The organism is Nocardia rhamnosiphila NBRC 108938 (assembly GCF_000720425.1).
Classification (GTDB): domain Bacteria; phylum Actinomycetota; class Actinomycetes; order Mycobacteriales; family Mycobacteriaceae; genus Nocardia; species Nocardia rhamnosiphila.
Window position 1 is genome coordinate 1 of the sequence record NZ_JOAJ01000014.1, and the last position, 24,561, is coordinate 24,561.

Below are 24,561 nucleotides of genomic sequence, written 5' to 3' on the forward strand. Positions count from 1 at the left end.
TCGGTGAGCGGTCGCGGTTGTTCGGGTTGGCTCGGTCGAGTTGGGCGGATTATGATCGTTCGTTGATCAGTGCGGGTGGCGGCGTCTACGACCGCACCGTGAAATCGGTGCCCATCAGTCCGCAGGCCCGGGCGGCGCTCGGGCTGCCCGACGATGTGGTGAAACTTTCCCCACCCGAATTGATCCGCGCCATTCTGCTCGCCCCGGTGCAATTGCTCTGGAACGGCGGTATCGGTACCTATATCAAGGCGAGTTCGGAAACGAACGCCGACGCCGGTGATAAATCGAACGACGCGGTTCGCGTGAATGCCGACCAGCTTCGGGTGAAGGTGGTCGGTGAGGGCGGAAACCTCGGTGTGACGGCGCTGGGGCGTATCGAGTTCTGCCGTAACGGCGGGAAGATGAACACCGACGCGCTGGATAATTCCGCGGGGGTGGATTGCTCCGATCACGAGGTGAATACGCAGATGGTGCTGCAGGACAATGTGTCCCAGAACTATGTGATGGGCATATCCCGGGCGGAGTCGGCGCGGATGCTCAATGTGCACCGGCGTCTCATCGAAGAACTCGAGACCGAGCGCGGACTCGATCGGGGTCTGGAGGCGCTGCCCACCGACGCCGTCCTCAAGCGCCGGCTCGAGGAGGGCACCGGGCTCGCCTCGCCCGAACTCGCGAATCTGCTGGCCCATGTGAAATTGGCGCTGAAAGCGGACCTGCTGGCCGGCGATCTGCCCGACAGCGCGTTCTTCGCCGCCCGGCTGCCGGAATACTTCCCGACCCCGCTGCGGGAACGGTTCGGTGTGGCGATCAAGAAACATCGCCTGCGCCGGGAGATCGTCACCACCATGATCGCCAACGAGGTGGTGGACTACGGCGGCGTCACCTACACATTCCGGCTGGGCGAAGAGATCGGCGCCACCGCGACCGATACCGTCCGGGCCTTCGCCGCCGTCACCGATATCTTCGGCCTGCACGATATCTGGGACCGGATCCGGGCCGCCGATACGACAGTGGGCGTCCGCGACCAGCTCGAACTGGAGACCAAACGGACCCTGGACCGGGCGTCCCGCTGGCTGCTGACCAACCGGCCCCAGCCCATCGCCGTCGGCGCCGAGATCAACCGGTATCGGGTGGGTGTGCGCGAACTCGCGCCGAAGGTGCCGGGCTGGTTGCGTGGTCACCACGTCACCACGCTCACCGATCAGGCCGCCGACCTCGTCGCGCACGGGGCGCCGCTGGATCTCGCGACCGAGGTCTTCGCCCTGTTGCATCTGTTCCCGCTGCTCGACGTCATCGATATCGCCGATATCACCGACCGCTCCGGTGAGGAGGTCGGCGCGCTGTACTACGCGCTGAACGAGCATCTGAAGATCGACTGGCTGCTGGAGGCGGTCAGCCATCTGGAACGCGGCGACCGCTGGCACGCGCTGGCCCGGCTCGCCCTGCGCGACGATATGTACAGCTCGCTGCGGTCGCTCACCCTCGATGTCCTCTCCGGTGGCGACCCCGAGGAGAGCGCGGACGAGAAGATTGCATACTGGGAGTCCAAGAATCAGTCCCGGCTCGGCCGTTCCCGCGCGGCGCTGGCGGAACTGTTCGAGTCCGGAACCCACGATCTCGCCACGCTGTCGGTTGCGGCGCGGCAGGTGCGCAGCATGGTGAGTGGGGTGGGCGCCCAATCGGAGGTACCACGGTGACGAACGCTGTTCCCCGCAACGGAGCGAGTCCGGATGTGGAGGTACCCGCTGCGGCTTCGCCGCGGCGGTTCCACACCGCTGTGCACGTGCGCTGGTCCGATATGGACGTTTTCCAGCACGTCAACCACGCCCGGATGGTGACGCTGCTGGAGGAGGCGCGTATCCCCTGGCTGTTCGATGACGATCGGCCGACCGTCGGATTGCGCGACGGCTGCGTGCTCGCGGACCTGCACGTGAAATATCGGGGGCAGTTGCGGCACGAGGACACGCCGCTGGATATCGCCATGTGGATCGAACAGTTGCGGGCGGTCGATTTCACCGTCGCCTACGAGGTCCGGGCGGCGGGTTCCCCGCCCGACTCGCCCGCCGCGGTCACCGCGACCACGCAGCTGGCGGCGTTCGATATCCGAACCCAGCGGCTGCGCCGGCTCACCGGTCCCGAACGCGACTATCTCGCCCAGTGGCTGGCCGCATGAGCGGTAGTGCGATACCTTCCCTGCGCTTCGTCCTCCGCGTCAGTGTGTCGACCGGTCGACGGCGCTCGCTCATGCTCGATGGACACGGCATGAGCGGGTCGGCGGTACCGGTCCGATCGTGACGACCGACCAGCGGGTCCTGTCCGTACCGGACCCGGCAGAACGCGAGAACCTGGCCACCTTCCTCACCCGCGCACAGCGCCTCGATCCGGCGGTGGTGGTGCGGATGCGGCGGCGCGGCACCGGGTTGGTGGCCGCCTGGGTCGCCACCGGCTTCGAAGCGCTGGCGACCCGCACGATCGCCGCCGAGCTGGCCGCCGACGATGTGACGGTCGGTGTGGACACCGTGCTGACCGGACTGTCCACGCCGGGCCCGATCGATCTCGGTTACTCGCTCGATTCGGCATGGCGGGGCGCGCTGCCGCCGGACAGCGGTTTCGGGCATATCGACGATCTGCCCGCCCGCACCCTGGTCGAACTCGCCGAACGCGGAGCCGACCTGGCGAAGGAACACGGCTCCGGGCACGGGCCACCCGCGTCGCTGCTCGATCAGACCGTGCTGACCGTCTCCGCGGCGCAGGTACGGGTACAGGTGCCGATGCGGGTGGTCTTCGCCCTCACCGCCATGGACTTCATCCCGCACGCGGGAGAACGAGCGGATTCCGAGCGGATTCCGCCCGGTGAGCTGGTCCGGGTGCGCGCGAGTAATACCTGGCTGCGATTGGACGCGCGCTACGGTTCGGTCGCCCGCCGGCGAACCGGGGGGCTCTCACTGACCCCGGCGGCGGGAGCCTGAGACCGCTGCGCCCGGCCGCAGTGCCGTCGCGGCGTCAGGCCGCACCCTCGCCGAGGTATTGCAGCCAGACCGGGTCCAGTTCGTTGACCGTGGACAGCAGACGCCAATGCGGCCCCTTCGGGGATATCAGGGGTGCGCGCAGCGTCCAGCCCAGTTCGCTGAGCAGTTTGTCGGCCTTGCGATGGTTACAGGGTGCGCAGCTGGCCACACAGTTCTCCCAGCTGTGTTCGCCGCCGCGGCTGCGCGGGACGACGTGATCGATGGTTTCGGCCTTGCTCCCGCAGTAGCCGCAGCGGTAGCGGTCCCGCTGCATGAGTGCCGCCCGGGTCATCGGGACGCGGGCACGGTAGGGAACCCGGACATAGGTGCGCAACCGGATGACCGAGGGAATAGCGACTGCGGCGCCGGCCGAATGCAGGACGGGACCGGTCGGGTCGTGGTGTACGGCGTCGGCCTTGTCGCAGACCAGCAGCACGATCGCGCGGCGGGCGGTGAGCGCGGTGAGCGGTTCGTAGGTGGCGTTGAGAAGCAGGACGCGGCGCTTCAGCCAGCTGATCGGCTGCGGCACGGCGAGGTGTGGAGCGGAATCGCTCCCGTCCAGGGAATCGGAACGAGCGGCGGTGTGCCGGTCGACCGTGTGATCGGACAGCAGTTGCAGCGGAGGAGCCCCCGACCCACGAGCGTGGACGTCGGCGGGCTTCAGTTGTCGGTGGCGTATCGCCTCCGGTGATCGGGCGCCGGTCCGTTGCTTCATGTCGACCCCAAATTCTGCGTTTCAAGATCATGTGGTATCTCGGCGAGACAAAACCCAGTTGACCATGGAAAGCCCCGCAGCGCACGGTTATTTTGCACAATGGCCGGTTAACTGTCGCTGAAGCGACCCCCTCGGGCCACAGAGCCCGAAACACCAGGTGCGAGCGGTCGCACCGGCCGCGGAGCCGGCGAATCTGCGAACCCGTGCGGGCGCGGGCACAATGGACGGCGCATCCGGCGAAACGAGAGGGTTCATGACTTCGGGTAATACGGCTTCGGGCACTCCGGCGGGCGAACAGGCCACACACTCCTTCTACGAGGCCGTCGGCGGGGCGGACACCTTCCACCGGCTGGTGGCCGTTTTCTATCGCGAGGTCGCCGCCGACGAAGTACTACGCCCCATGTACCCGGAAGAAGACCTGGGCCCGGCCGAGCGCCGGCTGCGCATGTTCCTCGAGCAGTACTGGGGCGGCCCTCGCACCTATTCCGACGAACGCGGCCATCCGCGCCTGCGCATGCGGCATATGCCGTTCCAGATCGGTCCGGTACAGCGGGACGCCTGGTTGCGCTGTATGCGCATCGCGGTTGCCGAGATCGAGCCGGAAGCCTTGGACGACGAGCATCGGCGCCGGCTGCTGGACTATTTGGAGATGGCGGCGAACTCGCTGGTCAACTCGGCTTGGTGAGATCGGCGGCGGTGGTGCACCCGGTCGGTGCGAGTCGCGCACGGGGTCATGACGGTGGGGATGCCGGCTCGGTCGTGGGGTCGGGATGTCGGCTTGCTCGTGGAAGCGAAGATGCGGTCTCGCTCGTGAAGGTGCTGTGTTTTTTGGCGCCGCCTGTGGCGACCCTTCGAGGTGTCTCGTAGGACTCGACGCAGGTGGTTGCGTTGGAGGCGAGGCGTCTGTCGGGTGCGTGACCTCGGGATATGGGGGGTGTTACCGGTGACACGGGCTATCCCTCGGTGAACTACTACAGAGGATCGTCTACCTTTAGGGCGTGAGCATTCTCGAGACGGTGGCGATTTTCGCCGGTATCCCATTGGGGATCTACCTCATAATCGCTGGTTTGTCGTACCTCGGTAAGCCGCTGCCCGGTGAGAAGCCGGTCCACTTCGATATGAGCAAGAAGTGGACGGCCGCCCCGGTGCTGTGGAGTGCCACCGATGAGGTGACCGGTCCCGGTCACTCCTATGACGCCGGTGAGTCGTCGCACGGCTCGCATGTGGCGTTCGATGCCCTCGAGGCACCCAAAGCAGCGTTGATCGGAGGCCGGGCAAGTGGCAAGTACTAAGTGGCCGGCGGTGGTCGAGTCCGAACTGCCGCGTGGATACGCGCTCACCAGCAGCGGCCGGGTCTCCGGGGTGCACGAGGCCGGTGACGTGTTCAAAGAGGCGCCGTTCGACAACAACGAGCGGCTGGCCATGGACAATGTGCTCACTGAGGCCACTCGGGCGACCAAGGTCCGGTTCAACGTGTTCATCGGCGATCTCGGTGTGGATCCCGCGGCCACGGTCGACGCGCTGTTCCCCACCACCCCGGAGGCGGCACGTTCGGTGCTCATCGCCGTCTCCCCGAACGACCACGCCGTGGAGGTCCGCTCCGGGAGGGATGTGGCCGAGCGCGCGAACGACCGGGTGTGCCAGCTCGGGGTCACCGCCGCGTTGAGTTCGCTGCGACAGGGTGAGCTGATCGACGGGCTGATCTCGGCGGTGCGGGTGATGGCCGCCGCCATCGGCCGCTGACACCTTCCGGCCGATGGCCGGGAGCACTCGCAGAGACGACAACGGCGCGTCCACCACTGGTGGACGCGCCGTTCGCTGTTCGGAGCTCAGGAGATATCGAAGGCGCGGGCCCGCAGTGACCTCTCGACCCCCGCTTTACCCTCGCTCACCAGGCGTCGCAGGGCCGGCGGGTGATCGGCGGCGAGGAATTCGTCGGCGCGGGCGACGGCTTCGTCGCTGATATCCCAGGCCGGGTACAGCCCGACCACCACGGTTTGCGCGACCTCACTGGACCGGCGTTCCCAGACCGCGGGGATCTCGTCGAAATACCGCGCCACGAACGGCGCCAGCAGGCTGTCCTGGCCGGCCGGCGCGAAACCGCCGACGATGGAACGGGCGGTGATGTTGGGGACCGAATCGTCGCCGATCACCTTCTCCCACGCCGATTCCTTCACCTGCTGCAGCGGGCGCGCGGTGGCCGCGGTGGCCGCCTGCCGCCGGCCGGCCGCCGTTTCGTCGTTGCGCAGTTCGGCATCGATGGTCGGGGTGTCCGGGCCGTCGGCGTCGATCTCGCCGGCCGCCGCGAGGGCGGTGAGCAACCGCCAGCGCAGGTCGGTGTCGACGGTCAGGCCGGGCAGGCCGACGGCCGCCGGATCGCCATCGAGCAGTTCGCGCAGCACCTCGCTGTGCCAGGCGGACAGTTTGGCGCCGGTGAGAGCGTTGACGAACGCGAGCTGATGATCGGATCCGGGAGCCGCTTCACGCGCCAGCTCCAGGAGCCGGTTCGCGTATTCCGGCCAGCCGGTGGTCTCGGCCCAGGCCGGATCGGCGTAGCTGCGCAGGGTGGTGTTGGCCTGCATGAGCAGCCGCTGCACCACGCCGATCTCGGTTTCCGCGCCGATACCCCGCTGGACCAGCGCGACGAAATCGCGGGCGCGGAACTCGGCCTGCCGGGTCATCTCCCAGGCCGCGGACCAGGCGAGGGTGCGGGGGAGGGGGTCGGCGATATCGGCGATCCGGTTCACCAGCACATCGAGCGAATCGGCATCGAGGCGCACCGAGCAATAGGTGAGATCGTCATCGTTGACCAGCACGAACTTCCCGCGTTCGGTACCGACCAACTCGGGGACCTCGGTGCGCTCGGCGGCGTCCAGGTCGAGTTCCACCCGCCGGGTGCGTACCAGTTTGCCGTCGCGGTCGTCGTAGACGCCGATGGCCAGGCGATGCACGCGCTGTTCCCCGGCGCCGGGCGCCGCACCCTCCTGGACCACCGCGAAGGAGGTGAACGTGCCGTCGGCGCCGACCTCGAAGTCGGGGCGCAGGATATTGAGGCCGGTGGTCTTCAACCACTGGGCGCCCCAGGTGGACAGATCGCGACCCGAGGATTTCTCCAGCGCGGCCAGCAGGTCGTCGAAGGTGGCGTTGCCGTAGGCGTGGTCGGCGAAGTAGGCGCGCAGACCGGCCAGGAACGGTTCCAGCCCGACGTAGGCCACGAGCTGTTTGAGCACGCTCGCGCCCTTGGCGTAGGTGATGCCGTCGAAGTTCACCTCCACCGCCGCCAGGTCGGGGATATCGGCGGCGATCGGGTGGGTGGAGGGCAGCTGATCCTGCCGGTACGCCCACGATTTCTCGACATTGGCGAAGGTGGTCCAGGCGCTGGTGTACTCGGTGGCCTCGGCCTGGCACAGCACCGACGCGAAGGTCGCGAAGGATTCGTTGAGCCACAGGTCGTCCCACCACTTCATGGTGACCAGGTCGCCGAACCACATATGCGCCATCTCGTGCAGTACGGTCTCCGCGCGCCGCTCGTAGGAGGCCCGGGTGACCTTCGACCGGAAGACATAGTCCTCGAGGAAGGTGACCGCGCCCGCGTTCTCCATGGCGCCGGCATTGAACTCCGGGACGAACAGCTGATCGTATTTCCCGAACGCGTACGGGACGCCGAAGTTCTTGTGGTAGAAACCGAAACCCTGCTTGGTCTCGGTGAACAGCCGGTCGGCGTCCATATGTTCGGCCAGCGAGGCGCGGCAGTAGATGCCCAGCGGGATATCACCGTGCTCGTCGGTGTAGGTATCGGTCCATTCGGCGTAGGGACCGGCGATGAGCGCCACGAGGTAGGTGCTCATGAGCGGAGTGGTGGCGAATCGGTGCTTCCCGCCGTCCACAGTGCCGGCGCCGTTGGAGATGACCTTCCAGTCCGCCGGGGCGGTGACCTCGATATCGAAAGTGGCCTTGAGGTCGGGCTGGTCGAAGCAGGCGAACATCCGCTTGGCGTCGGCCGTCTCGAATTGCGAGTACAGATAGACCGTGTCGTCGGCCGGATCGACGAACCGGTGCAGGCCCTCACCGGTGTGGGAGTACTCGCAGTCGGCTTCCACCACGAGTTCGTTGCGCTCGGCGAGGTCGGTGAGGGTGAGGCCGGTGGACTCGTCGTAGCGGTCGATATCGAGCGGGGTGCCGTTGAGCACCGCCGAACGCACTCCCCGGGCGACGATATCGACGAACGTGGACGCACCGGGTTTCGCGGTGAAGGTGACCGTACTGCGGGACAGGAACGTCTGCTCGCCCGGTTTCCCCGCCCCGTCGGTCAGATCGAGGTCGATGCGGTAGTTCTCGACCGAGACGACCTCGGCGCGTTCGATCGCCTGTTCGCGGGTGAGGTTCGGTGCGGACATCGGGCTCCTTCGAGGACACGAGTGCAACGGGCACGGGCGTTGTCCACAATGCCACGCCGGTAAGGTTGCCCGCGCGGGAGTCGATCTCGCCGGCCACACGACCAGGATCGGAGCGATAACGTGAAGCATGTGCACGCCGGAAAGGTGCGCGACCTGTACACCGACGGCGACACGCTGCTCCTGGTCGCCTCGGACCGGGTCTCGGTGTACGACGTCTCGCTGCCCACCCCGATCCCGGACAAGGGCGCCCTGCTGACCCAGCTGTCGAACTGGTGGTTCGAGTATTTCGCCGATATCCCCAACCATGTGCTCTCCGCTACGGATGTGCCGCCGGAGTTCGCGGGCCGGGCCGTGCGGGTGAAGCCGTTGAAGATGGTGCTGGTGGAGTGTGTCGCCCGGGGTTACCTGGTGGGTTCGGGATGGAAGGACTACCAGCGCACCGGTTCGGTCTCGGGGATCAGGCTGCCCGAGGGATTGCGCGAGGGCGACAAACTTCCCGAACCGATCTTCACCCCGACCACCAAAGTGTCCGATACCGGCCACGACGAGCCCATGACCTTCGACGAGGTGGTCGCGCAGGAGGGTGCCGAGGTCGCCGGGCGACTGCGCGACCTCACGCTCGACCTGTACTCCCGGGGCGCGGCCTACGCGGCCGAACGCGGTGTGATCATCGCCGATACGAAGGTCGAATTCGGCTGGGACGGTGATGTCCTCACCCTCGGCGATGAACTCCTGACCTCCGATTCGTCCCGCTTCTGGCCGGCCGCGGAGTGGGAGCCCGGCCGGCCGCAGCGGTCGTTCGACAAGCAGTTCGTCCGGGATTGGGCCACCTCCACCGGCTGGGACAAGGAACCGCCCGGCCCGGAGATCCCGGCCGATATCGTCGCGGCGACCCGCAGCAAGTACGTCGAAGCCTACGAGCTGATCACCGGCCGCAGCTGGGGGTCGCCGGGGGCGTGAGGCGCGGTGCCGGGGCCGGGCCGCTCGTAGCGTGCGGTAGTCGTGTTCGGCTCGGCGCGCTCACGACAAAGCCGGAGCCGGGTCGCTGATTCCGCCTCACCCGTTTTCGAGTGACGTGGGTCACCTACCACAACGGCGTCGAGCGGTCCGCCAGCAGGGCCGGGTCGACCGGTTCGCCGGACAGGATCAGCTCCTTGATCCGGTCACCGACATCCCACACGTTCACGTTCATCCCCGCCAGTACCCGGTGCTGGGGATCGAGCCAGAACGCGACGAATTCCAGGCCGTCGCGGTCACCGCGGACGACCACCTGCTCGTAGTCGCCCGGTGCGGCGAACCCGGTGTACTCCATCCCGAGGTCGTACTGGTCGGTGAAGAAGTAGGGGAGCCGGTCGTAGGACGCGGCGCGGCCGAGCATGGCCGCGGCCGCCACCGCGGGCTGATTCAATGCGTTCGCCCAGTGCTCCACCCGGATACGGCGGCCCAGTACCGGGTGGTCCTGCTCGGCGATATCGCCCACCGCGACGATATTCGGATCGCTACTGGTCAGGCTCGCATCGACCAGGACACCACTCCCGGTCAGCAGACCGGACGCTTCGGCGAGTTCGATATTCGGCCGGGCCCCCACCGCGACCAGGACCGCGTCCGCGCCGAATTCGGTACCGTCCGCGAGCGCGACACCGGTCGCCCGGCCGTCCGCGGTCGTGATCTGCTGGACCCGCGCCCCGAAACGCAGGTCGACCCCGTGGCGGCGGTGCAGTTGCGCGAAGACCTCGCCCATTTCCGGGCCGAGCGCGCCCACCAGGGGCGCGGAGCCGGTTTCGAGGATGGTGACCGCCACATCCGCGGCGCGTGCCGCCGCGGTGACCTCGAGCCCGATCCAGCCCGCCCCGATGACCACCAGGCGCCGGGCGGTGCGGAACAGCTCGATCAGCGCATCCGATTCGCCCAGGGTGCGCAGGGTGTACACACCCTCGGCATCGGCGCCGGGAATGGGCAGGACACGGGACTCCGCGCCCGTGGCCAGCGCGAGCCTGTCGTATTCCAGCGTCGAGCCGTCGGGCAGCGCCACGGTCCGGGTGGCCCGGTCGATCGCGGTGACCTCGGTGCCCAGCCGCAGATCCACATTGTGGTCCCGGTACCAGGCCGCGGTCTCCACGGTGAACTCCTCGACCGGTTTCGTCCCGGCCAGGTACTCCTTGGACAACGGCGGCCGCTCGTACGGCAGTCGATCCTCTCTGCCGATCAGAGTGATGTGCCCGTCGAAATCGTTGTCTCGCAGCGCCCGGGCGACTTTCGCCCCGGCCAGGCCGGCGCCGACGATGACGAAATGCTGCGCAGAGGTCATGGCTGATACTCCCTTGTGGTGGGCGGTTCCAGCGACGATCCGAATCCTCCCGTCAGCCTACAAAAGACAGCACTCGTCTCCGGGCCGGTTCGGGAACGAAAATCCACCGGGCGGGGTTGCTCGTTACAGCGCCTGTGTCCGGTGACCGGCCGGCACTGCGGCGGTAACCGTGGCGGTGGGTGGTATCCGCCGCCGACCTGTGGAGAGGAACGAAACGTGCCCGACTCGGCCGTGAAGAAGGACCTTGCCGAATTCTGGTTCGACCCGCTGTGCCCGTGGTGCTGGATCACCTCCCGATGGATCCTCGAGGTCGCGAAGGTCCGCGATATCGAGACACGGTTCCATGTGATGAGCCTGGCGGTGCTCAACGAGGGGCGCGATCTGCCCCCGGAGTACCAGGAGCTCATGACCTACGCCTGGGGGCCGGTACGGGTGGCCGTCGCCGCGGCCGAGCAGCACGGCGAGGAGATCCTGTCGCCCCTGTACACCGCGCTGGGGACCCGGTTCCACAATCGCCGCGCCGAGTTCGAGCGCGAGGACGACCGCCTGGGCACTTTCGCCGCGATCGTGGCGGACGCGCTCGCGGAGATCGGGCTGCCTGCCGAACTCTCGGCCGCTGCCGAGAGCAGTGAATACGACGAGGCGCTGCGCAAGAGCCACCACGCCGGGATGGACAAGGTCGGCCCGGATGTCGGCACGCCGACCATCCACGTCAACGGGGTCGCGTTCTTCGGCCCGGTGCTCTCCCGTATCCCGCGCGGTGAGGAAGCGGGCAAACTGTGGGATGCCGTGGTGACGCTGGCGGCCTACCCGCACTTCTTCGAACTCAAGCGCACCCGGGACGAGAGCCCGGAATTCGACTGAGCCGCGGGGTTGCGGTTTCCGACCGGAAGCCGCAACCCACCCGGATCAGCGCGGCGCTTTCGACAGCGCGACCGCGTCGCCGCCGTACCCGGGAGGCGGTGGCTGCCCGGGCAGCGGGCCGAACCGCGGCGGGGCCGGGTCGGGCCGCCAGAACAGCTTCCCGTGCCGGCTGCGATCACGCAGCGCCCACATGCGCCAGGTGAGCACGGGATGCGAGGCCATCGCATTGACCATCCAGACGAAGAACCCGCGTTCCTGGGCCGCGCGGTCGGCCATCTCGTCGAACCCCACCACCGAGTTCAGGTACTTTCCGGCCGCCAGGGTGCCCATCGCGGCGGGTGCCCCTTGCGGCCGATGGCAGTAACCGTGGTTGTCGGCGGTGTACTCCTGGGCGCGGATCAGCGAGTTGCCCAGCACCGGCAGGAACGGCACCAGGAACATGCCGAGCTGCCGCCAGTACGAGGCGTGGCCGGCCGCGATATGGCCCACTTCGTGACCGATGATGAACGCCAGGGCGTCCGGTTCCCGGGCGGCGCCGCTGATCTCGAACAGATCGCTGTAGACCACCACGTAACGGCGGAAACCGTGTCCCGAGGCGAAGGCGTTGATCCGGCCGTTGCCCAGCACGACGTAGGCATCCGGGGCATTGGCCATACCGAAGCGGGCCGCGGCCTCCTGCACCATCCGGTAGCCCTCGGGGAACTGGGAAGGGGACATCTTCACCCCGTTGACCCGCTGGGATGACAGGTTGACGCCGCGACCGAACCAGAGCAGCAGCGGCGCCGCCACCAGGAGCAGGATGTACTGGTTGACCAGCCCGAGGAACAGCAGCAGGAAAGCCAGCAGATACGAGCCGACGGTGAGCAGTATCACCACGACCAGCAGCGGGATCTCCCAGCTGTGCCGGGCGGGCATCCCGAACGGCGACAGCCCGCGGGGCTCGTGCCGCGGCACCGGCGGTGGGGGATACCCGCCCGGGAGCGGGACGGAGGAGGCGGGGCGGTCGGTGAGCCACGGGTAGGGCCCGGGCTCCGGTGTACTCGCGGACCAGGCGGCGCCGGGGCCGGATCCGGACGGCTGCTGAGGGTCGTGCGGCTGCATACCCACGACTCTAAGCAGTGAGCCGGTGACACCGCCCGCCGTCGGCGTCCGGTTACGGGCCTGACAGAATCGCAGCCATGCGCGTATACCTGGGTGCCGATCACGCTGGTTTCGAATTGAAGAACGCCGTCAAGGACCACCTGGAAAAGGCCGGTCACGAGGTCGTCGACTGCGGCGCCCTCGTCTACGACGCGCTCGACGACTATCCCGCCTTCTGCATCGAGGCGGCCCGCCGCACCGTCGCCGACCCGGGCAGCCTGGGACTGGTCTTCGGGGGGAGCGGTAACGGCGAGCAGATCGCCGCGAACAAGGTGCCGGGTGCGCGGTGCGCCCTGGCCTGGAGCGTCGAAACCGCACGCTTGGCCCGCGAACACAACAACGCGCAGTTGATCGGTATCGGTGGCCGGATGCACTCGCGCGACGAAGCCCTCGCGATCGTGGACGCCTTCATCGAGACCCCGTGGTCCGACGAGGAGCGGCATCAGCGCCGGATCGATATCCTCGCCGACTACGAGAAGTCCGGCGAACCGCCGGCGCTGCCCGCCAACTGATCCATCGGGCAGGCGAGTAGTCGGGTGCCGGAAGGTCACACTCTGCACCGCCTCGCCCGCCGGCACGAACAGCGGCTGGCCGGCGCGGTGGTGCGGGTGACGAGCCCGCAGGGGAAGTTCGCGACGGGAGCCGCCCGGGTCGACGGCCGGATTCTCGTCCGCTCCCAGGCGTGGGGCAAACATCTGCTCCACGAATACGAGGGTGAGCTGTACGTGCACATCCACCTGGGGTTGTACGGCGCCTTCAGCGAATCGGAGCTGCCGATGCCCGAGCCGGTGGGGCAGGTCCGGATGCGGCTCACCGGACCGGGCCGCGACGGCCGCGGGTTCGGCACCGACCTGCGCGGGCCCACCGCCTGCGAGATCCTCACCCCGCCGGAGACCGAGGCGCTCATCGCCCGCCTCGGACCCGACCCGCTGCGCCCGGACGCCGACCCGGACCGGGCGTGGGCGCGGATCCGCCGCTCACGGCGCAGTATCGGATCCTTGCTGATGGATCAGCGGGTGATCGCCGGAGTGGGCAATGTGTATCGCGCGGAAATACTTTTCCGGCACGGTATCTCCCCGCAACGCCCGGGCGCCGAACTGACCGCCGCGCAGTGGTCGGCGCTGTGGGCCGACCTGGTCGACCTGATGCGGGTGGGCGTGCGCCGCGGGAAGATGCATGTGGTGCGGCCGGAGCACGATCACGGGGCGCCCTCCTATGCCGCGGACCGGCCGCGCACCTATGTCTACCGCCGGGCAGGAGAACCCTGCCGGTGCTGTAGCGGGCCGGTGCGGCATACGGTGCTGGAGGGCCGGAACCTGTTCTGGTGCGCGCAGTGCCAACCCGCCTGAACCGCGCCGCTCAGCCCGCGACGGCCGTGCCGGTGTCGAGCGTTTCGGCCCCGGCGTAGCGGCGCCCGCCCGCGGTTTTCGCCGAGTACATCGCCTGATCGGCCCGGCGCAGCAGTTCGGCCAGTTCGCTGCGGTCCTGTGGCGGGGCATAGGTGGTGCCGACGCTGGCCGAGACCGGTACCGGCCCCACCGACGACCACACCGAATCGTTCAGCGCGTGCACGATGGCGTGCGCCAGTTCGGTGACGCGGTTGTCGGCCATCCCGGCCGCCAGCACGAATTCGTCCCCGCCGTAGCGGCACACCACCGCCCCCGGTGGCGCCACCTCCCGCAGCCGCTTGGCCAGTTCGACCAGCACCTCGTCGCCCACCGCGTGACCGTAGCTGTCGTTGATCTGCTTGAACCGGTCCAGATCCACCACCAGCAAACCCACCCCGCGGTCGGCCTGTTCGGCCATCATGCGTACCCGCTTGCGCAGCAGGGTGCGGTTGGCCAGCCCGGTCAGCGCGTCATGGGTGGCCTCGTGTTCGAGCCGCTGCTGCAGCGCGGCGAACTCGCGGACCCGCTGGGTGGCCTCGTCGGAGAGGTTCTTCTTCTGCTGGGCCAGGGCCAGCTCTTGGAGCGCCTGGGCATAGCTGTCGATGGCCTGGCTGGCCACCAACGGCCATCGGGTCGCCACCAGGGAGCCGCGCGGGCCGGCCGGAAAGCCGAGCAGGGTGCGCGTGACCAGCGCGAGCATCCGGACCTGCTGGAGCGGTTCGGCGCAGAGCCGGGCGCCGAGCCGGCGGGCCGCGCGAATCGGGAAGGGATCGGAAACGGTGAGGTCCAGGAGTTGCTCGAGGATTTCGACGAGTACGGGTTCGATATCGGCGGCGGTGATATCGGCGTCGGGCTGGGCGCCGGCGGCCAGCGCCCACTCACGTGCCGTGGAACGGACGGGTGGCCGGATCTCAGTGGTCATATCGACCACCGGCGGCGGCGGAGCTCACGCCGCGGATCAGGGTCCGCCGCGTCGGTACCGGGCTGGGCCGGCTCTGTCGTACTGCTATGCGGATGGTCCACCTTGTCGGGTGCACGCTACCGCCCCCTTTCCAGATACCCCGTCCGGCAAGAAGATCGTAGCAAGATGGTGGAACCCGCCGACCTGCGTTCTAGAACAAGTTCCGGGGCCCCGGTACAACAGTGATCTCTGCCCCTATCGTCGCGGAATCGCTTGCGTTACACACCTTTGCAGAAATATCCGTGCCGCGCCCGGTCCGGCGAGCGGCCCCGGGGGACCCCGGAATGCGTCTTTCCCGCTATTGGTAAGTCGGCGGAGCGCACGCGGGCCCGGCGCCACCGGTGATTTCTGGGCCGGTGAGGGGCTGATTGGCGAAATGAAACCACGATTGGGTAGAGTCGCTGTGCACACGATATCGTGGCGATCCCATGGATGTCGTATGCATGCGGGTGTAGTTCAATGGTAGAACCTCAGCCTTCCAAGCTGATGGTGCGGGTTCGATTCCCGTCACCCGCTCACACGAAGGCCCTGCCGTCAGGGCTGGTGCCGCCGGTTCGAGGGGGAACCGCCACGGTGGCCGCGCCGACAACCGAACCGAGCGCCGGTGCGGCCGCGAGGGCGTCGGAGGCCGGTACGCGTTGCCTATCTGTTGTTCCTCTTTTATCGGCCGCCGGAGCGGATCGGGCATTTCCTACCCACCGGATGCCGGGAAGACGGCCGTCGGCCGGCCGGACCGGAATTGCTGTGCCCCTGACGTTGTGGTCACCGCCGAGCGGTGAGCGCGCCCGGACCGGGTGCCGGTGTCACCGGACGGGCCGGCCCGGCCTTGCGCAGACGGTCTTCCCCCCCAGGACGACCGTGTCGATGCAGCGCTGCTGCGTGGTTTGCCTTCGCCGTGAATGCGTGGCATCTTGTTCTCGTTCGAACGTCCCCGGGCGACGGGGACGGGAGAACACGGTGAGATCCGGCCGGTATGGACATCGGTTCGGTCGCACGGGCCCGATCGGGTACGATCGAGCGGAGCGAGAGTCAGTTCGACCAGCGGTTTTCTGGCATATGGGCAGGTCCCGTACTACTGAAGAGCCGTCGTCCGAGAGCTGATGGTGCGGGTTGGATTCCGTCACCCGTTCCGGACCGGTGCTCGTTTCCCTCCGGGGAGAGTACGGGGTGTGGCGCAGCTTGGTAGCGCACCCGCTTTGGGAGCGGGTGGTCGCAGGTTCAAATCCTGTCACCCCGACAAATGTTCGTTCGCGCCGCCGCGCGCCGCTGATCCGTCCCTCAGATTCGTGACCGTGACGGCTGTTTGCCGTCGTTCACCGCGCTCTGCTGACCGGCGCGGGGAAGCCCGATCTCCACATCCGGCGCCGGGAGTTCCGCGCGGCGCCCGAAGGCCTGGTCGATCAATTCGGACGCGGCCCGGGTGACGATCAGCCGCGCGATGGCCAGGTCGGTCTCCAGTTTGGTGCGGTCCTTGGGGTTTCGTTCCGATAGCTCGTAGGCGCGGCTCGCCAGTACGTAGAAGATCTCGGCGGCGTAGCGGTCGGCGATGCGGTCGCAGTCCGAGCGCATACGTTCGACCAGATGGAAGGTGGCGGCGGCGGGCAGACCGGCGTCGGTGAGCCGGGTGGCCAGATCACTGCAGCGCGGGTTGGTGACCCGGTACACGTCGAAGGGGTCGTCACTGGCGGCCAGTGCCTGCTGGACGTATTCGGGAAGTTCGTGGACCGGCTCTTCGGGCTCGGGCTTCGCCGGGGCCGGGGCCTGCCGTCCGGGTGTGCTGACGGTCTGATCGGTGACACCCAGCACGTCCCCGAGACCGTCACCGCGGTCCCAGGCGGCCAGGAGTTCCCGGATACCGTTCAGTTTCATACCCCGGCCGAGCAGACGGCTGATTGTCTGCAACCGGTTGAGGTGGTCCGAGCCGTAGTAGCCGATCCGGCCCCGGACGTCGGGCGAGGGCAGCAGCCCACGCTCGTGGTACACGCGGACACTGCGCACGGTGGTTTCGGCAGCCCGCGCCAGCTCGTCGATCGTGTACTCGGATTCGCCAGCCATACGTATAGGAAACCATAATCGGGCCCGTAGATAAACGGTCCGTAACCAAACGAACCGCTGAGCAGCGGCTAAAAGATGTGAAAAACATGTCAACGTCCCGTTACCTAACGGCATGAGACCTTGCCTGAAGGGCCTTCCGTGCTCTAACGTGCGTGATACAGCTGACATCAGCTGGTTTCCGGGGACTGTTGAGCAGCCCTGACGTTCCGCCCGACCAACGGGACACGTATCGGTTTCCCCCGGCGTGCCCTCGGCAGTTCCGGAGACGGTTATGAGCACAATGCGAGTTCGTTCCCTGAGCGTGGTTACACCCCGCGCCACCACTACTTCCCGGCTTCCCGCGACGCCGCTGCCGGCGCCTGCGAAATCGGCGCAGCGGCCGCCGTGCGCGGAGGTACCCGACAGCTGGGACCTCGACTCCGGGACTCCGGAAGCCTGGCATTCAGCGGTGCGCATCTGCTATGGGTGCCCGCTGTTCGTGCAGTGCAGCGGGTTGGCGCAGACACTCATCGAGCGGGGCGATGCACCGCGAGCCATGATCTGGGCGGGCGTCGCCTACGACAACTCGGGCAACGTCATCGAGAATCTCGACCGGCACCGGACCGTGCCCATCGACCACAAACGCCCGATGCGCATCATCCGCAACGGCCCACGCCCCACGCACGGCACGGCGGTCGCCGGTGCCCCGAAACGGCATATCGTGCTGGGCCGCCCACTTCGGCCGACGGAGTCGGCGGCGGTCTGAACTATGCTCCGGGGCAAACACGGATCTAGCTCTGGTGGTGCGTAGATGACAATCCTGGCGTTGGAGATCGGTCCGACCCGGTTCGCGGCGATCGAGATCGCCGACGACGTCGGGGCCGACCGGGTCCAGCGGATCGCGATCCCGCGTGCCGGGGCGTGGGATCGGGTTCGGGAGCTGCTACTCCGGATCGCCGCTGGGCGAGATGTCACCGCGGTAGGCATCGCCTCGAACGGACCGATCGATATGGCCTCCGGAGTCGTGGCACCGGATCAGGTGAAGGAATGGCAATCCGGCTTCCCGCTGGTGGAAGCTGTGCAGAAGCTGTTCCCCGCCGCGACGGTCGCGCTGGCCCTCGACGGTGTGTGCCTGGCGCTGGCCGAACGGCATTTCGGCGCCACCCAAGACGTAATGGACTCGCTGTCGATGTATGTCTCGGACACGATCGTCGGCGGTGTGATGGTCGGCGGGTTCGTGGTGGTCGGGCGTACCGGCAACGCGGGCCAGATCGGTCATGTGCTGGTGCCCGGCTACGACGGGCGATGCGCATGCGGAGGGCGCGGATGCCTGGAATCGGTGGCCGGTGGTGCGGCGCTGACGAAATGGGCGCGCGAGCAGGGCTGGGCGGGGGACTCGCTCGAGGCCCTGGCGGCCGACGCGCAGGCGTCCGACCGGACGGCGGTCGCGGCGCTGGAGCGGGCCGGTACGGCGCTGGGCCGGGCGATCGCCTCGGTGGCACCCCTGCTCGACATCGACCGGGTGGTGATCGGCGGGCCGATCGCCACGCCGGGATCGGCACTGTGGAAGTCACTGCACAACGCCGTCGCGATGCACGCGCGGCTACCATTCCTTACCGGGCTGCGGGCGGTTGCGTCGGAGCTGGAGGATCTCGGCCTGTTGGCCGGCGCGGGCGTTATCGCCCTGACCTCGCAGGGTGAGTGAATTTCCCTGTCGAATACCGGATTCGAAGGGGTCGGCTCGTTCGGGGCGCTCCGCCGAGAGTGCCATGCCGCGGCGGCTCCGCGTCGGCAGTCGGTCGGCACCGGCCGGTTTGCCGATGTTTAGCCGAAGTCTCCCATGAAGTTCCCTTCCCGGCTCCGGTGCGGGTCATAGGCGGAGTGGGAGCCGCTCCCGGACCCGAACGGCTCGTGTTGCCAAGGGTTTCCGTAGAATTCCCGAGTCGGCACGCCGGGGGAGCGGTCAACCGGGGTTGCGTGCGGCCCGGTTGCGGGGTGCGCACTTCGTGGTAGTCCAAGGTCCACTATTGAACGTGCCGCTGCGCAACGGTACATTATCTCTTGCGGCCGTTGTCTCGTTTGAGGCACCCACCGCGCAACAGTAGGACGCACGCGATGAGAGGGCGCAGTGATCCCCTGGGTGACGGTCGAAACTTTGGCGCCGGAAGGATTCTCGGTCGCGTCGGTCGGGGATACCGCACGGGAGTTCGCCGACTGGCGGCGAGTACTGCAGCGGCAGCTCGCACGCACGCCGGCCTTGTACGACGGGCTGAGCACCCGTGATATCACCGAAGCTCTCCGTGCCTCCATCGAAGGTTCGGTCGATGTGGACAAGTCCGTGTCCACCCGCTCGGGTCCGCACCGGCTGATCGTGCGTCCGGTCTTCGGGCCCGGGGGCGACGTCCACGCTGTTCGCTGGTGGGCCGGACCCCGAAACGGGCCGGTACCGCCCTTACCCGGCGCGGTCGGAGTGGTCTGGGATCTGGACAGTCAGACCCTCGCGCAACCCAGTGGTATCACCGCCCTCTCGGGGATCGCCCCCGAGGAGTACGTACCGCGGATGTCCATCGCGGAATTCTTCCACCGGATATCCGCCTTCGATCGGCACGCCGAAGTGCTCGATCTTCTCTACCGGCCCGTTCCCGGAGACAAGCTGCAATTCGAGGTCTCCGTACTGCGCAACGCGGGCCGTGTCACCCGGTGGCGGATCACGGTGCGGGCGCGCAACGACGAGTACGTGCGCGGTGCCTGGTGGCTCATAGAGGACATCACCTCCGAACACGACCCGGCGATCTGGCCGACGCTGGAGAGTGTCGGGTTGCGGGAAGCGCATCGGCGGGCGGGGAATCACCTGGCGGTGGTTCAGCTCGCGCATGCCAGCATTTCCCACTGGCTCACCGACCCCGCGCCCTGGATCCGCTGGGATTACCTGTTCCGGCCGGTCGATGTGTTCCATCCCGAGGATCGGGTCCGGTTGATGGATCTGGGCTCCCGGGTGAACGGTGGCGACAGCGCCGGGGTGACGTTACGGGCGCTCAACTACGCCGGCGGCTACACCCCGACCTCACTGCTGCTGTATCCCTACCCCGGATTCTCCAATCGCGAACTGGCCATCGCGCAGCTCGTCCGGGTTGCCGACGATATTCCCATGGTGGAACCGGAACCGGCGGATCTGGCCGCGCCGGGAACGCCGATCGGATACGACGACCAACTCAGATACCGGCTGGCCGGCCGGCTGCGGCACAACGCGATGTCCTGAGTGGCGCGGGGCCCGCGACCGAGCAGCGGAGTCCCCAGATGTGGGAAGGCGTCTCCGGGTGGTGGCCCGGCTGCTCTTTACCATTTCGAGAGTGAGGACTGGGGTTGCCGGACGTGCCGATTCCGGCGAAGCGCTGCTTCGCCAGATGGCCGCGCGCAGGCGCCGCGACAATATCGTCGTGATCGTTCTCGCGGTCCTGGCCGTACTGGGTGGTGGCCACGCCGTCTACGACTTCTTCGCCGCCGATCCGCAGCCCCCCGGCGACGACCAGATGGTTGTCGTTGCCGGTCACGACCGCCTCGCCGGCTCTTTCGCCGAGGACTTCGTGGTCGCCTACCTGAGCGCGGGGACCGGGCAACAGGAGGCGCTGTCACGGTACGTCGGCGGTTCCCAGCAGCTTTCGCTCCCCAAAACCGGTCAGCAGGTGCGCGACCCGATCATCGTCTACACCAGTCGGACGCTGTCCGCCGGGACCGTGGAGGTCTGGTCGGTCACTGTTTCGGTACATGTGGGGCGTAACCAAGCCGACAGCGCTCGGCAGTACTACCGTGTGCCGGTCTCGATATCGGAGGGGAATCTACGGGCGCTCACCCTGCCCGCCGCGGTGCAGCCGCCGGGCATCGGAGCCGATCTGGCCCAGGCCTATTCGGCACCGTGCGGTGAGGAGACTCCGTTCACACAGGTCGTCACCGGATTCCTCACCGCCTACCTCACCGGCTCCGGAGATGTCGCACGGTACGTGAGCGTCGACTCCGGGATCGCGGCACTGCGGCCGGCCCCGTTCACGGAACTGTCCACGGTGGCCGTCACCGCCGAGGACACCACCTGCGGAGCCGCCGGTGACACCGCGCGAGTGCTGGCGACAGTCACTCCCGAAGGACAGTCCGGGGCCGCTCCGGCACTGGCCTATCCGCTGACGATGGTGCGCGGTGACGGGCAGTGGCAGGTGCGGGTCATCGAGACATTGCCGGCCCTGAAAGAGCCGCTCACCGCTGTTGTGAACCAGGGGGAGAAGGCCGGTCCGGCGCCGGGTGCCACCACCGGGGCACCCACCACGACCGTAGAGATTCCACGGGCCACCCAGAACTGACGTGAGGCGACGAACACATGGGCAACATATCCAATATCCTGTACGGAATTCTCGTCTTCGTCCGCTGGGCGGGCCTGATCCTGATCACCATCGTTTCGATGGGCGTGATGATCTCGGAGGCCGCGAAATCCAAATTGTCCCCGGCGAAGATCCTCGGAGTGGCCGGTTCGGCGATTCTGGCCGCGGTGTTGTTCTGGATGTTGCCGACCCTGGTGAACTACGCGCGCGGTGACGCCAACATGATCGTGCCGGACCACCCCGTGGGTGGTTATAGGTGACCCAGGTGATCAAGGTCTTCACGCCGGTAAAACGTGTCCCCACCATGATCGGCAAGGCCCAGAACGGCCAGAAGCTGCCGTTCGGGCCCTATACCCTGCCGCAGGTGGCGGGGGTGGCCGTGGGGTTGATTCTCACGGGACTCGGTGCGATGACCCTGCCGGTGAATCCGGCGATCACCTTCCTGGTCGGTGTGGCGCTGACCGTAGTGATCGGGTTCGGGCTGGGCCTGATCCCTTATACGGGAGTACGGCTGTTGTCCAGGATCGTATGGTTCGGCCGGCTCGTTCTCTACCCGAAACCCGCGCTCGCCTCCGGTATGCCGGTCACTCCGGAATCGGCTCGGATCACCATGTTCGTCGAGGAGACGGTGGTGGCGATCCTGCCGCACGAACCGGCCGCCTCCATGTCGGCGAGGGAACGCGGCAAGCGCAACGCAGCCCGCGGCGGTCAGATCCTGGAAATGCTGGGGACGAACCGTTTCCTGCGACCGGTGGAGGTGGTCGAACCTGCCACCGCGTCCGGTACCCCCTCGAATTGGCGGACGATGATAGGCGGTAACGGGGGGCGACCGAAGAGCGGAGAGGGACGCTGATGGGGTTCAACCGGGATCTACAACCCACGGCCGCGATTCGCGGGCATCTACAGTTCACCCATACCGGGCTTGTCACAGCGAACTATTTCATCACTCCGCTCGGCTACGGATTGCGTAAGGCCAGCGATAAATTCGATGTCAAACTGGCTCATCACTCCCTGGTCAACAACCTGCCGAACGGGTCGCTGCTGCTCGGTATCCAGGCCCGGCAGAACACCATCGATGTATTGAGCAAAATGGTCGAAGGCGTGGATCTCGACGAATGCGCCGATTACGCCGACGAGGTGTTCGCCTCCTACGAACGGGTTCGCGCCATCGCCCCGCAGACCCGGATCTTCCTGCTCTCGATCCCGGTGGGCACTGCCAACACCAGTGGTATCTCCGCGCTCTCACGGATGTGGCGGGGTAGTACCACCACGATCGATGCCACCGCCATCTCGCGGGCCGAACTGGACGCCTACGAGAGCGAGGCGAACGAGATCCTGTCCCGCATCGGTGGCGACTTCGATCCGGTGCCCGTGCCGGCGGCGATGTTCCAGTGGTTGTGGGAGCACTATCTGGCCCGCGGCGCGGTGGGTGATCCGGTGGCCCCCACCCGCGCCGGCGCCCTGGACGACGCGACCGCGGCGGTGTTCAAATCCGCGGCGCTGGACGAGGGCGCCCGAGCCGATTCACAACGCCGGCTACGCCCCTCCTTCGTCCCGGTGATCAAGGTGGTACAGCCGGACACCGGCTATCGTCCGTCCTATCAGGCCATGCTCACCCCGCGTTCGTTTCCGTACGCGGGCATGATGTTCCCCGGGGGCAGCGAATTCCTCAACGTGATCGACGGCCTCGGCGATGTCACCGTCGACTGGGGGATGCGGATCTCCACCAAACCCGCCGACCAGGTATTGAAGGCCAACGAGATCAACCTACGGCGGCTCGGCGAACAGATGGACCAGCGCGACCAGGAGATCTCCTTCGCGCAGAACACATTGATGTCCAAGGCGCAGATGCTGAGCGAGTACAACCAGCATTTCGAGGTGAACGGCGGCGAATCGGAGGTCTCCTTCACCACGGTCATCGCCATCGGAGGCCCTTCCCGGGACGAGACCATGGACGCGGTCAATACTCTACGGCGCCGGTACAAGCGTTTCCAGGTGGAAATGACCGCGCCGGTAGGCGCGCAGGTGGATCTCTGGTCGCTGCTGGTGCCGGGTAGCCCGCCGCGGCGGGCCTTCGACGATTTCGCCCATATCGTGCCCTCGGATATGTGGGCGGGCTTCGTACCGTTCACCACGAGTCAGATCGGTGACGACAGCGGTCCGGTCATCGGGATCAATCTGCTCTCCGGGCATTTCGAGCCGATCCATTTCGGAATCATGGAGGCGGCGCTGCACGATCTGTCCGCCTCCTTCGCGGTGACCGGCGAACTCGGCTCGGGTAAATCGTATTTCCTGAAGCTGATGGCCGTCCTCGTTCACGATATGGGTGGACAGTTCCTCGCCATCGACCGCAGCCAGGTCGGGGAATGGGAGCACTTCGCGTCCGCGATCGACGATGCCGTGGTCATCGACCTGGCAAATCCCACAGTATCGCTGGATCCGCTACGTCTGTTCGATCCGCGGGTGGCCGGGGAACGCGCGCTGGACTCCGTGCTGCCGCTGCTGGACCTCTCACCGACCTCGGGTACCGGCGCGGTCATCAGCAATCTGCTGTCACCGCGTGGGGTCGAAGAACACAAGATCACCAGCTTGCTGGACCTGTTCCGGGTGGTCTGCCGGCTGCGCGACGAACCGGGATCGCTCGAAGAGTACTCCGACCTCGCCTCTCGGCTGGGAACCATCGTGGAACGGGTCCCGGTACTGTTCGACCCCGGTCTGGCGCCGATCCGGCTGGACGCCGCGGCCACGGTGGTCCGCAGCCACCGGCTCGCGCTACCCACCGCCGAGGAACTCACCACCCCCCATCTGTACAACCGGTTGCCGCTCACCAAGCGGCTGGGCACCGCGCTGTACGAATTGGTAGGGGTGACCGCCCGGGAGGCCTTCCTCTCCGACAACGGCCGGTTCGGTCTGCTGGTCGGTGATGAGGCGCACCATTTCACCCAGACCCAAGTGGGTTCCGCGGTGACCTCCGATTTCAGCCGTGACGGACGTAAACACCTGGCCGCCATCGGCCTCGCGTCGCACGATCCGGCCACCGACTTCCAGGGCGCCGCGCACAACCTGATCCCCAACCGCTTCGTCTTCCGTCAGCGCGACGAGACACTGGCACGTAACAGTCTGGAATGGCTGGGGGTCGATCTGGAGGAGGCGCCGTTCCTGCTCCAGGCGCTGCGCGAGGAGACCTCGCCACCGGTGGGCGCGGGACGACAGGTCCCCGAGGAGCGCCGGGGTGAGATGTTCATGCGCGATGCGTTGAGCCGGATCGGACGCGGCAAAGTACTCGGCCCGGCCCGTGCGGACAGGGCCGAAGCCATCACCAGTACCCCGACCGTCGTTGCGAAGACCGAGCGGCGAGAGCCGGAGGCGGTGCGGTGAC

The 24,561-nt window shown here is 67.4% G+C and carries 23 protein-coding genes and 2 tRNA genes; 19 read left to right on the top strand and 6 right to left on the bottom strand.

Features of this window, described 5'->3' with window-relative positions; all coding sequences use genetic code 11:
* From IG75_RS0133330 to IG75_RS0133340, 3 genes are all read left to right on the top strand, one after another.
* Positions 1–1,697, top strand: a 1,697-nt coding sequence (locus tag IG75_RS0133330) for an NAD-glutamate dehydrogenase domain-containing protein (RefSeq protein ID WP_030526063.1), incomplete at its 5' end; no start/stop codon positions are given.
* Positions 1,698–1,732: 35 nt separating this feature from the next.
* Positions 1,733–2,173 carry an acyl-CoA thioesterase gene (locus IG75_RS0133335; RefSeq protein WP_030525384.1) on the top strand — a complete coding sequence of 147 codons (441 nt, stop codon included), beginning with the start codon at positions 1,733–1,735 and terminating at the stop codon, positions 2,171–2,173.
* Between the two features lie 118 nt (positions 2,174–2,291).
* Positions 2,292–2,969, top strand: a complete 678-nt coding sequence (locus tag IG75_RS0133340; RefSeq protein ID WP_030525383.1) for a DUF8185 domain-containing protein — start codon at positions 2,292–2,294, stop codon at positions 2,967–2,969.
* Positions 2,970–3,003: 34 nt separating this feature from the next.
* Here IG75_RS0133340 and IG75_RS0133345 read toward each other — a convergent pair whose 3' ends face one another.
* Positions 3,004–3,723, bottom strand: a complete 720-nt coding sequence (locus tag IG75_RS0133345) for an HNH endonuclease (RefSeq protein ID WP_245713451.1) — start codon at positions 3,721–3,723, stop codon at positions 3,004–3,006.
* Between the two features lie 253 nt (positions 3,724–3,976).
* Here IG75_RS0133345 and IG75_RS0133350 point away from each other — a divergent pair, with 253 nt between their 5' ends.
* The 3 genes from IG75_RS0133350 (at position 3,977) to IG75_RS0133360 (ending at position 5,466) form a co-directional block, all read left to right on the top strand.
* Positions 3,977–4,408: a globin gene (locus IG75_RS0133350; protein ID WP_030525381.1), complete on the top strand. Its 432-nt coding sequence runs from the start codon at positions 3,977–3,979 to the stop codon at positions 4,406–4,408.
* Positions 4,409–4,721: 313 nt separating this feature from the next.
* A complete protein-coding gene (gene ctaJ / locus IG75_RS0133355) occupies positions 4,722–5,015 on the top strand; it encodes an aa3-type cytochrome oxidase subunit CtaJ (protein ID WP_030525380.1) in 294 nt (97 codons plus the stop codon).
* Entirely contained in the window at positions 5,002–5,466 is a 465-nt protein-coding gene (locus IG75_RS0133360; protein ID WP_051715450.1) for a DUF5130 domain-containing protein, read from the top strand. The genes ctaJ and IG75_RS0133360 overlap by 14 nt, the downstream gene beginning before the upstream one ends.
* A gap of 86 nt (positions 5,467–5,552) precedes the next feature.
* Here IG75_RS0133360 and pepN read toward each other — a convergent pair whose 3' ends face one another.
* Positions 5,553–8,120, bottom strand: coding sequence for an aminopeptidase N (gene pepN / locus IG75_RS0133365; RefSeq protein WP_030525378.1), 2,568 nt, complete (start codon positions 8,118–8,120; stop codon positions 5,553–5,555).
* Positions 8,121–8,240: 120 nt separating this feature from the next.
* Here pepN and IG75_RS0133370 point away from each other — a divergent pair, with 120 nt between their 5' ends.
* The gene (locus IG75_RS0133370; RefSeq protein WP_030525377.1) at positions 8,241–9,080 is read left to right on the top strand and encodes a phosphoribosylaminoimidazolesuccinocarboxamide synthase; all 840 of its coding nucleotides are present in this window, start codon (positions 8,241–8,243) and stop codon (positions 9,078–9,080) included.
* Positions 9,081–9,204: 124 nt separating this feature from the next.
* Here IG75_RS0133370 and IG75_RS0133375 read toward each other — a convergent pair whose 3' ends face one another.
* Positions 9,205–10,428 (bottom strand): NAD(P)/FAD-dependent oxidoreductase, encoded by a 1,224-nt coding sequence (locus IG75_RS0133375; RefSeq protein WP_030525376.1) that lies wholly within the window; start codon positions 10,426–10,428, stop codon positions 9,205–9,207.
* 216 nt (positions 10,429–10,644) lie between these two features.
* On the opposite strand from IG75_RS0133375, the gene IG75_RS0133380 reads away from it, so the two are divergent.
* A complete protein-coding gene (locus tag IG75_RS0133380) occupies positions 10,645–11,292 on the top strand; it encodes a mycothiol-dependent nitroreductase Rv2466c family protein (protein ID WP_030525375.1) in 648 nt (215 codons plus the stop codon).
* Positions 11,293–11,337: 45 nt separating this feature from the next.
* Here IG75_RS0133380 and IG75_RS0133385 read toward each other — a convergent pair whose 3' ends face one another.
* Positions 11,338–12,393: a M48 family metallopeptidase gene (locus IG75_RS0133385; RefSeq protein WP_051715467.1), complete on the bottom strand. Its 1,056-nt coding sequence runs from the start codon at positions 12,391–12,393 to the stop codon at positions 11,338–11,340.
* Between the two features lie 77 nt (positions 12,394–12,470).
* On the opposite strand from IG75_RS0133385, the gene IG75_RS0133390 reads away from it, so the two are divergent.
* Together IG75_RS0133390 and IG75_RS0133395 are read left to right on the top strand one after the other, a co-directional pair.
* Positions 12,471–12,944, top strand: coding sequence for a ribose-5-phosphate isomerase (locus IG75_RS0133390; RefSeq protein ID WP_030525373.1), 474 nt, complete (start codon positions 12,471–12,473; stop codon positions 12,942–12,944).
* Positions 12,945–12,968: 24 nt separating this feature from the next.
* Positions 12,969–13,781 carry an Fpg/Nei family DNA glycosylase gene (locus IG75_RS0133395; protein ID WP_030525372.1) on the top strand — a complete coding sequence of 271 codons (813 nt, stop codon included), beginning with the start codon at positions 12,969–12,971 and terminating at the stop codon, positions 13,779–13,781.
* Positions 13,782–13,791: 10 nt separating this feature from the next.
* Here IG75_RS0133395 and IG75_RS0133400 read toward each other — a convergent pair whose 3' ends face one another.
* The gene (locus IG75_RS0133400) at positions 13,792–14,742 is read right to left on the bottom strand and encodes a GGDEF domain-containing protein (RefSeq protein WP_030525371.1); all 951 of its coding nucleotides are present in this window, start codon (positions 14,740–14,742) and stop codon (positions 13,792–13,794) included.
* A gap of 484 nt (positions 14,743–15,226) precedes the next feature.
* On the opposite strand from IG75_RS0133400, the gene IG75_RS0133405 reads away from it, so the two are divergent.
* Positions 15,227–15,297, top strand: a tRNA-Gly gene (locus IG75_RS0133405).
* 647 nt (positions 15,298–15,944) lie between these two features.
* Positions 15,945–16,018: transfer RNA gene (locus IG75_RS0133410), tRNA-Pro, on the top strand.
* A gap of 41 nt (positions 16,019–16,059) precedes the next feature.
* Here IG75_RS0133410 and IG75_RS0133415 read toward each other — a convergent pair.
* Positions 16,060–16,836: a MerR family transcriptional regulator gene (locus IG75_RS0133415; protein ID WP_063834232.1), complete on the bottom strand. Its 777-nt coding sequence runs from the start codon at positions 16,834–16,836 to the stop codon at positions 16,060–16,062.
* Positions 16,837–17,107: 271 nt separating this feature from the next.
* On the opposite strand from IG75_RS0133415, the gene IG75_RS39460 reads away from it, so the two are divergent.
* From IG75_RS39460 to IG75_RS0133450, 7 genes are all read left to right on the top strand, one after another.
* Entirely contained in the window at positions 17,108–17,581 is a 474-nt protein-coding gene (locus IG75_RS39460; RefSeq protein ID WP_156059358.1) for a hypothetical protein, read from the top strand.
* A 45-nt stretch (positions 17,582–17,626) separates the two neighbouring features.
* Positions 17,627–18,520, top strand: coding sequence for an ROK family protein (locus IG75_RS0133425; RefSeq protein WP_030525368.1), 894 nt, complete (start codon positions 17,627–17,629; stop codon positions 18,518–18,520).
* A 435-nt stretch (positions 18,521–18,955) separates the two neighbouring features.
* Positions 18,956–20,074: a GAF domain-containing protein gene (locus tag IG75_RS0133430; protein WP_030525367.1), complete on the top strand. Its 1,119-nt coding sequence runs from the start codon at positions 18,956–18,958 to the stop codon at positions 20,072–20,074.
* Positions 20,075–20,165: 91 nt separating this feature from the next.
* Positions 20,166–21,164: a conjugal transfer protein gene (locus IG75_RS0133435; RefSeq protein WP_245713450.1), complete on the top strand. Its 999-nt coding sequence runs from the start codon at positions 20,166–20,168 to the stop codon at positions 21,162–21,164.
* Between the two features lie 17 nt (positions 21,165–21,181).
* On the top strand, positions 21,182–21,442 hold the full coding sequence (locus IG75_RS0133440; protein ID WP_030525365.1) for a hypothetical protein: 261 nt from the start codon (positions 21,182–21,184) through the stop codon (positions 21,440–21,442).
* A complete protein-coding gene (locus IG75_RS39975) occupies positions 21,439–22,035 on the top strand; it encodes a hypothetical protein (RefSeq protein ID WP_063834231.1) in 597 nt (198 codons plus the stop codon). The genes IG75_RS0133440 and IG75_RS39975 overlap by 4 nt, the downstream gene beginning before the upstream one ends.
* On the top strand, positions 22,035–24,560 hold the full coding sequence (locus tag IG75_RS0133450; protein ID WP_030526066.1) for an ATP-binding protein: 2,526 nt from the start codon (positions 22,035–22,037) through the stop codon (positions 24,558–24,560). The genes IG75_RS39975 and IG75_RS0133450 overlap by 1 nt, the downstream gene beginning before the upstream one ends.
* Position 24,561: the final 1 nt, after the last annotated feature.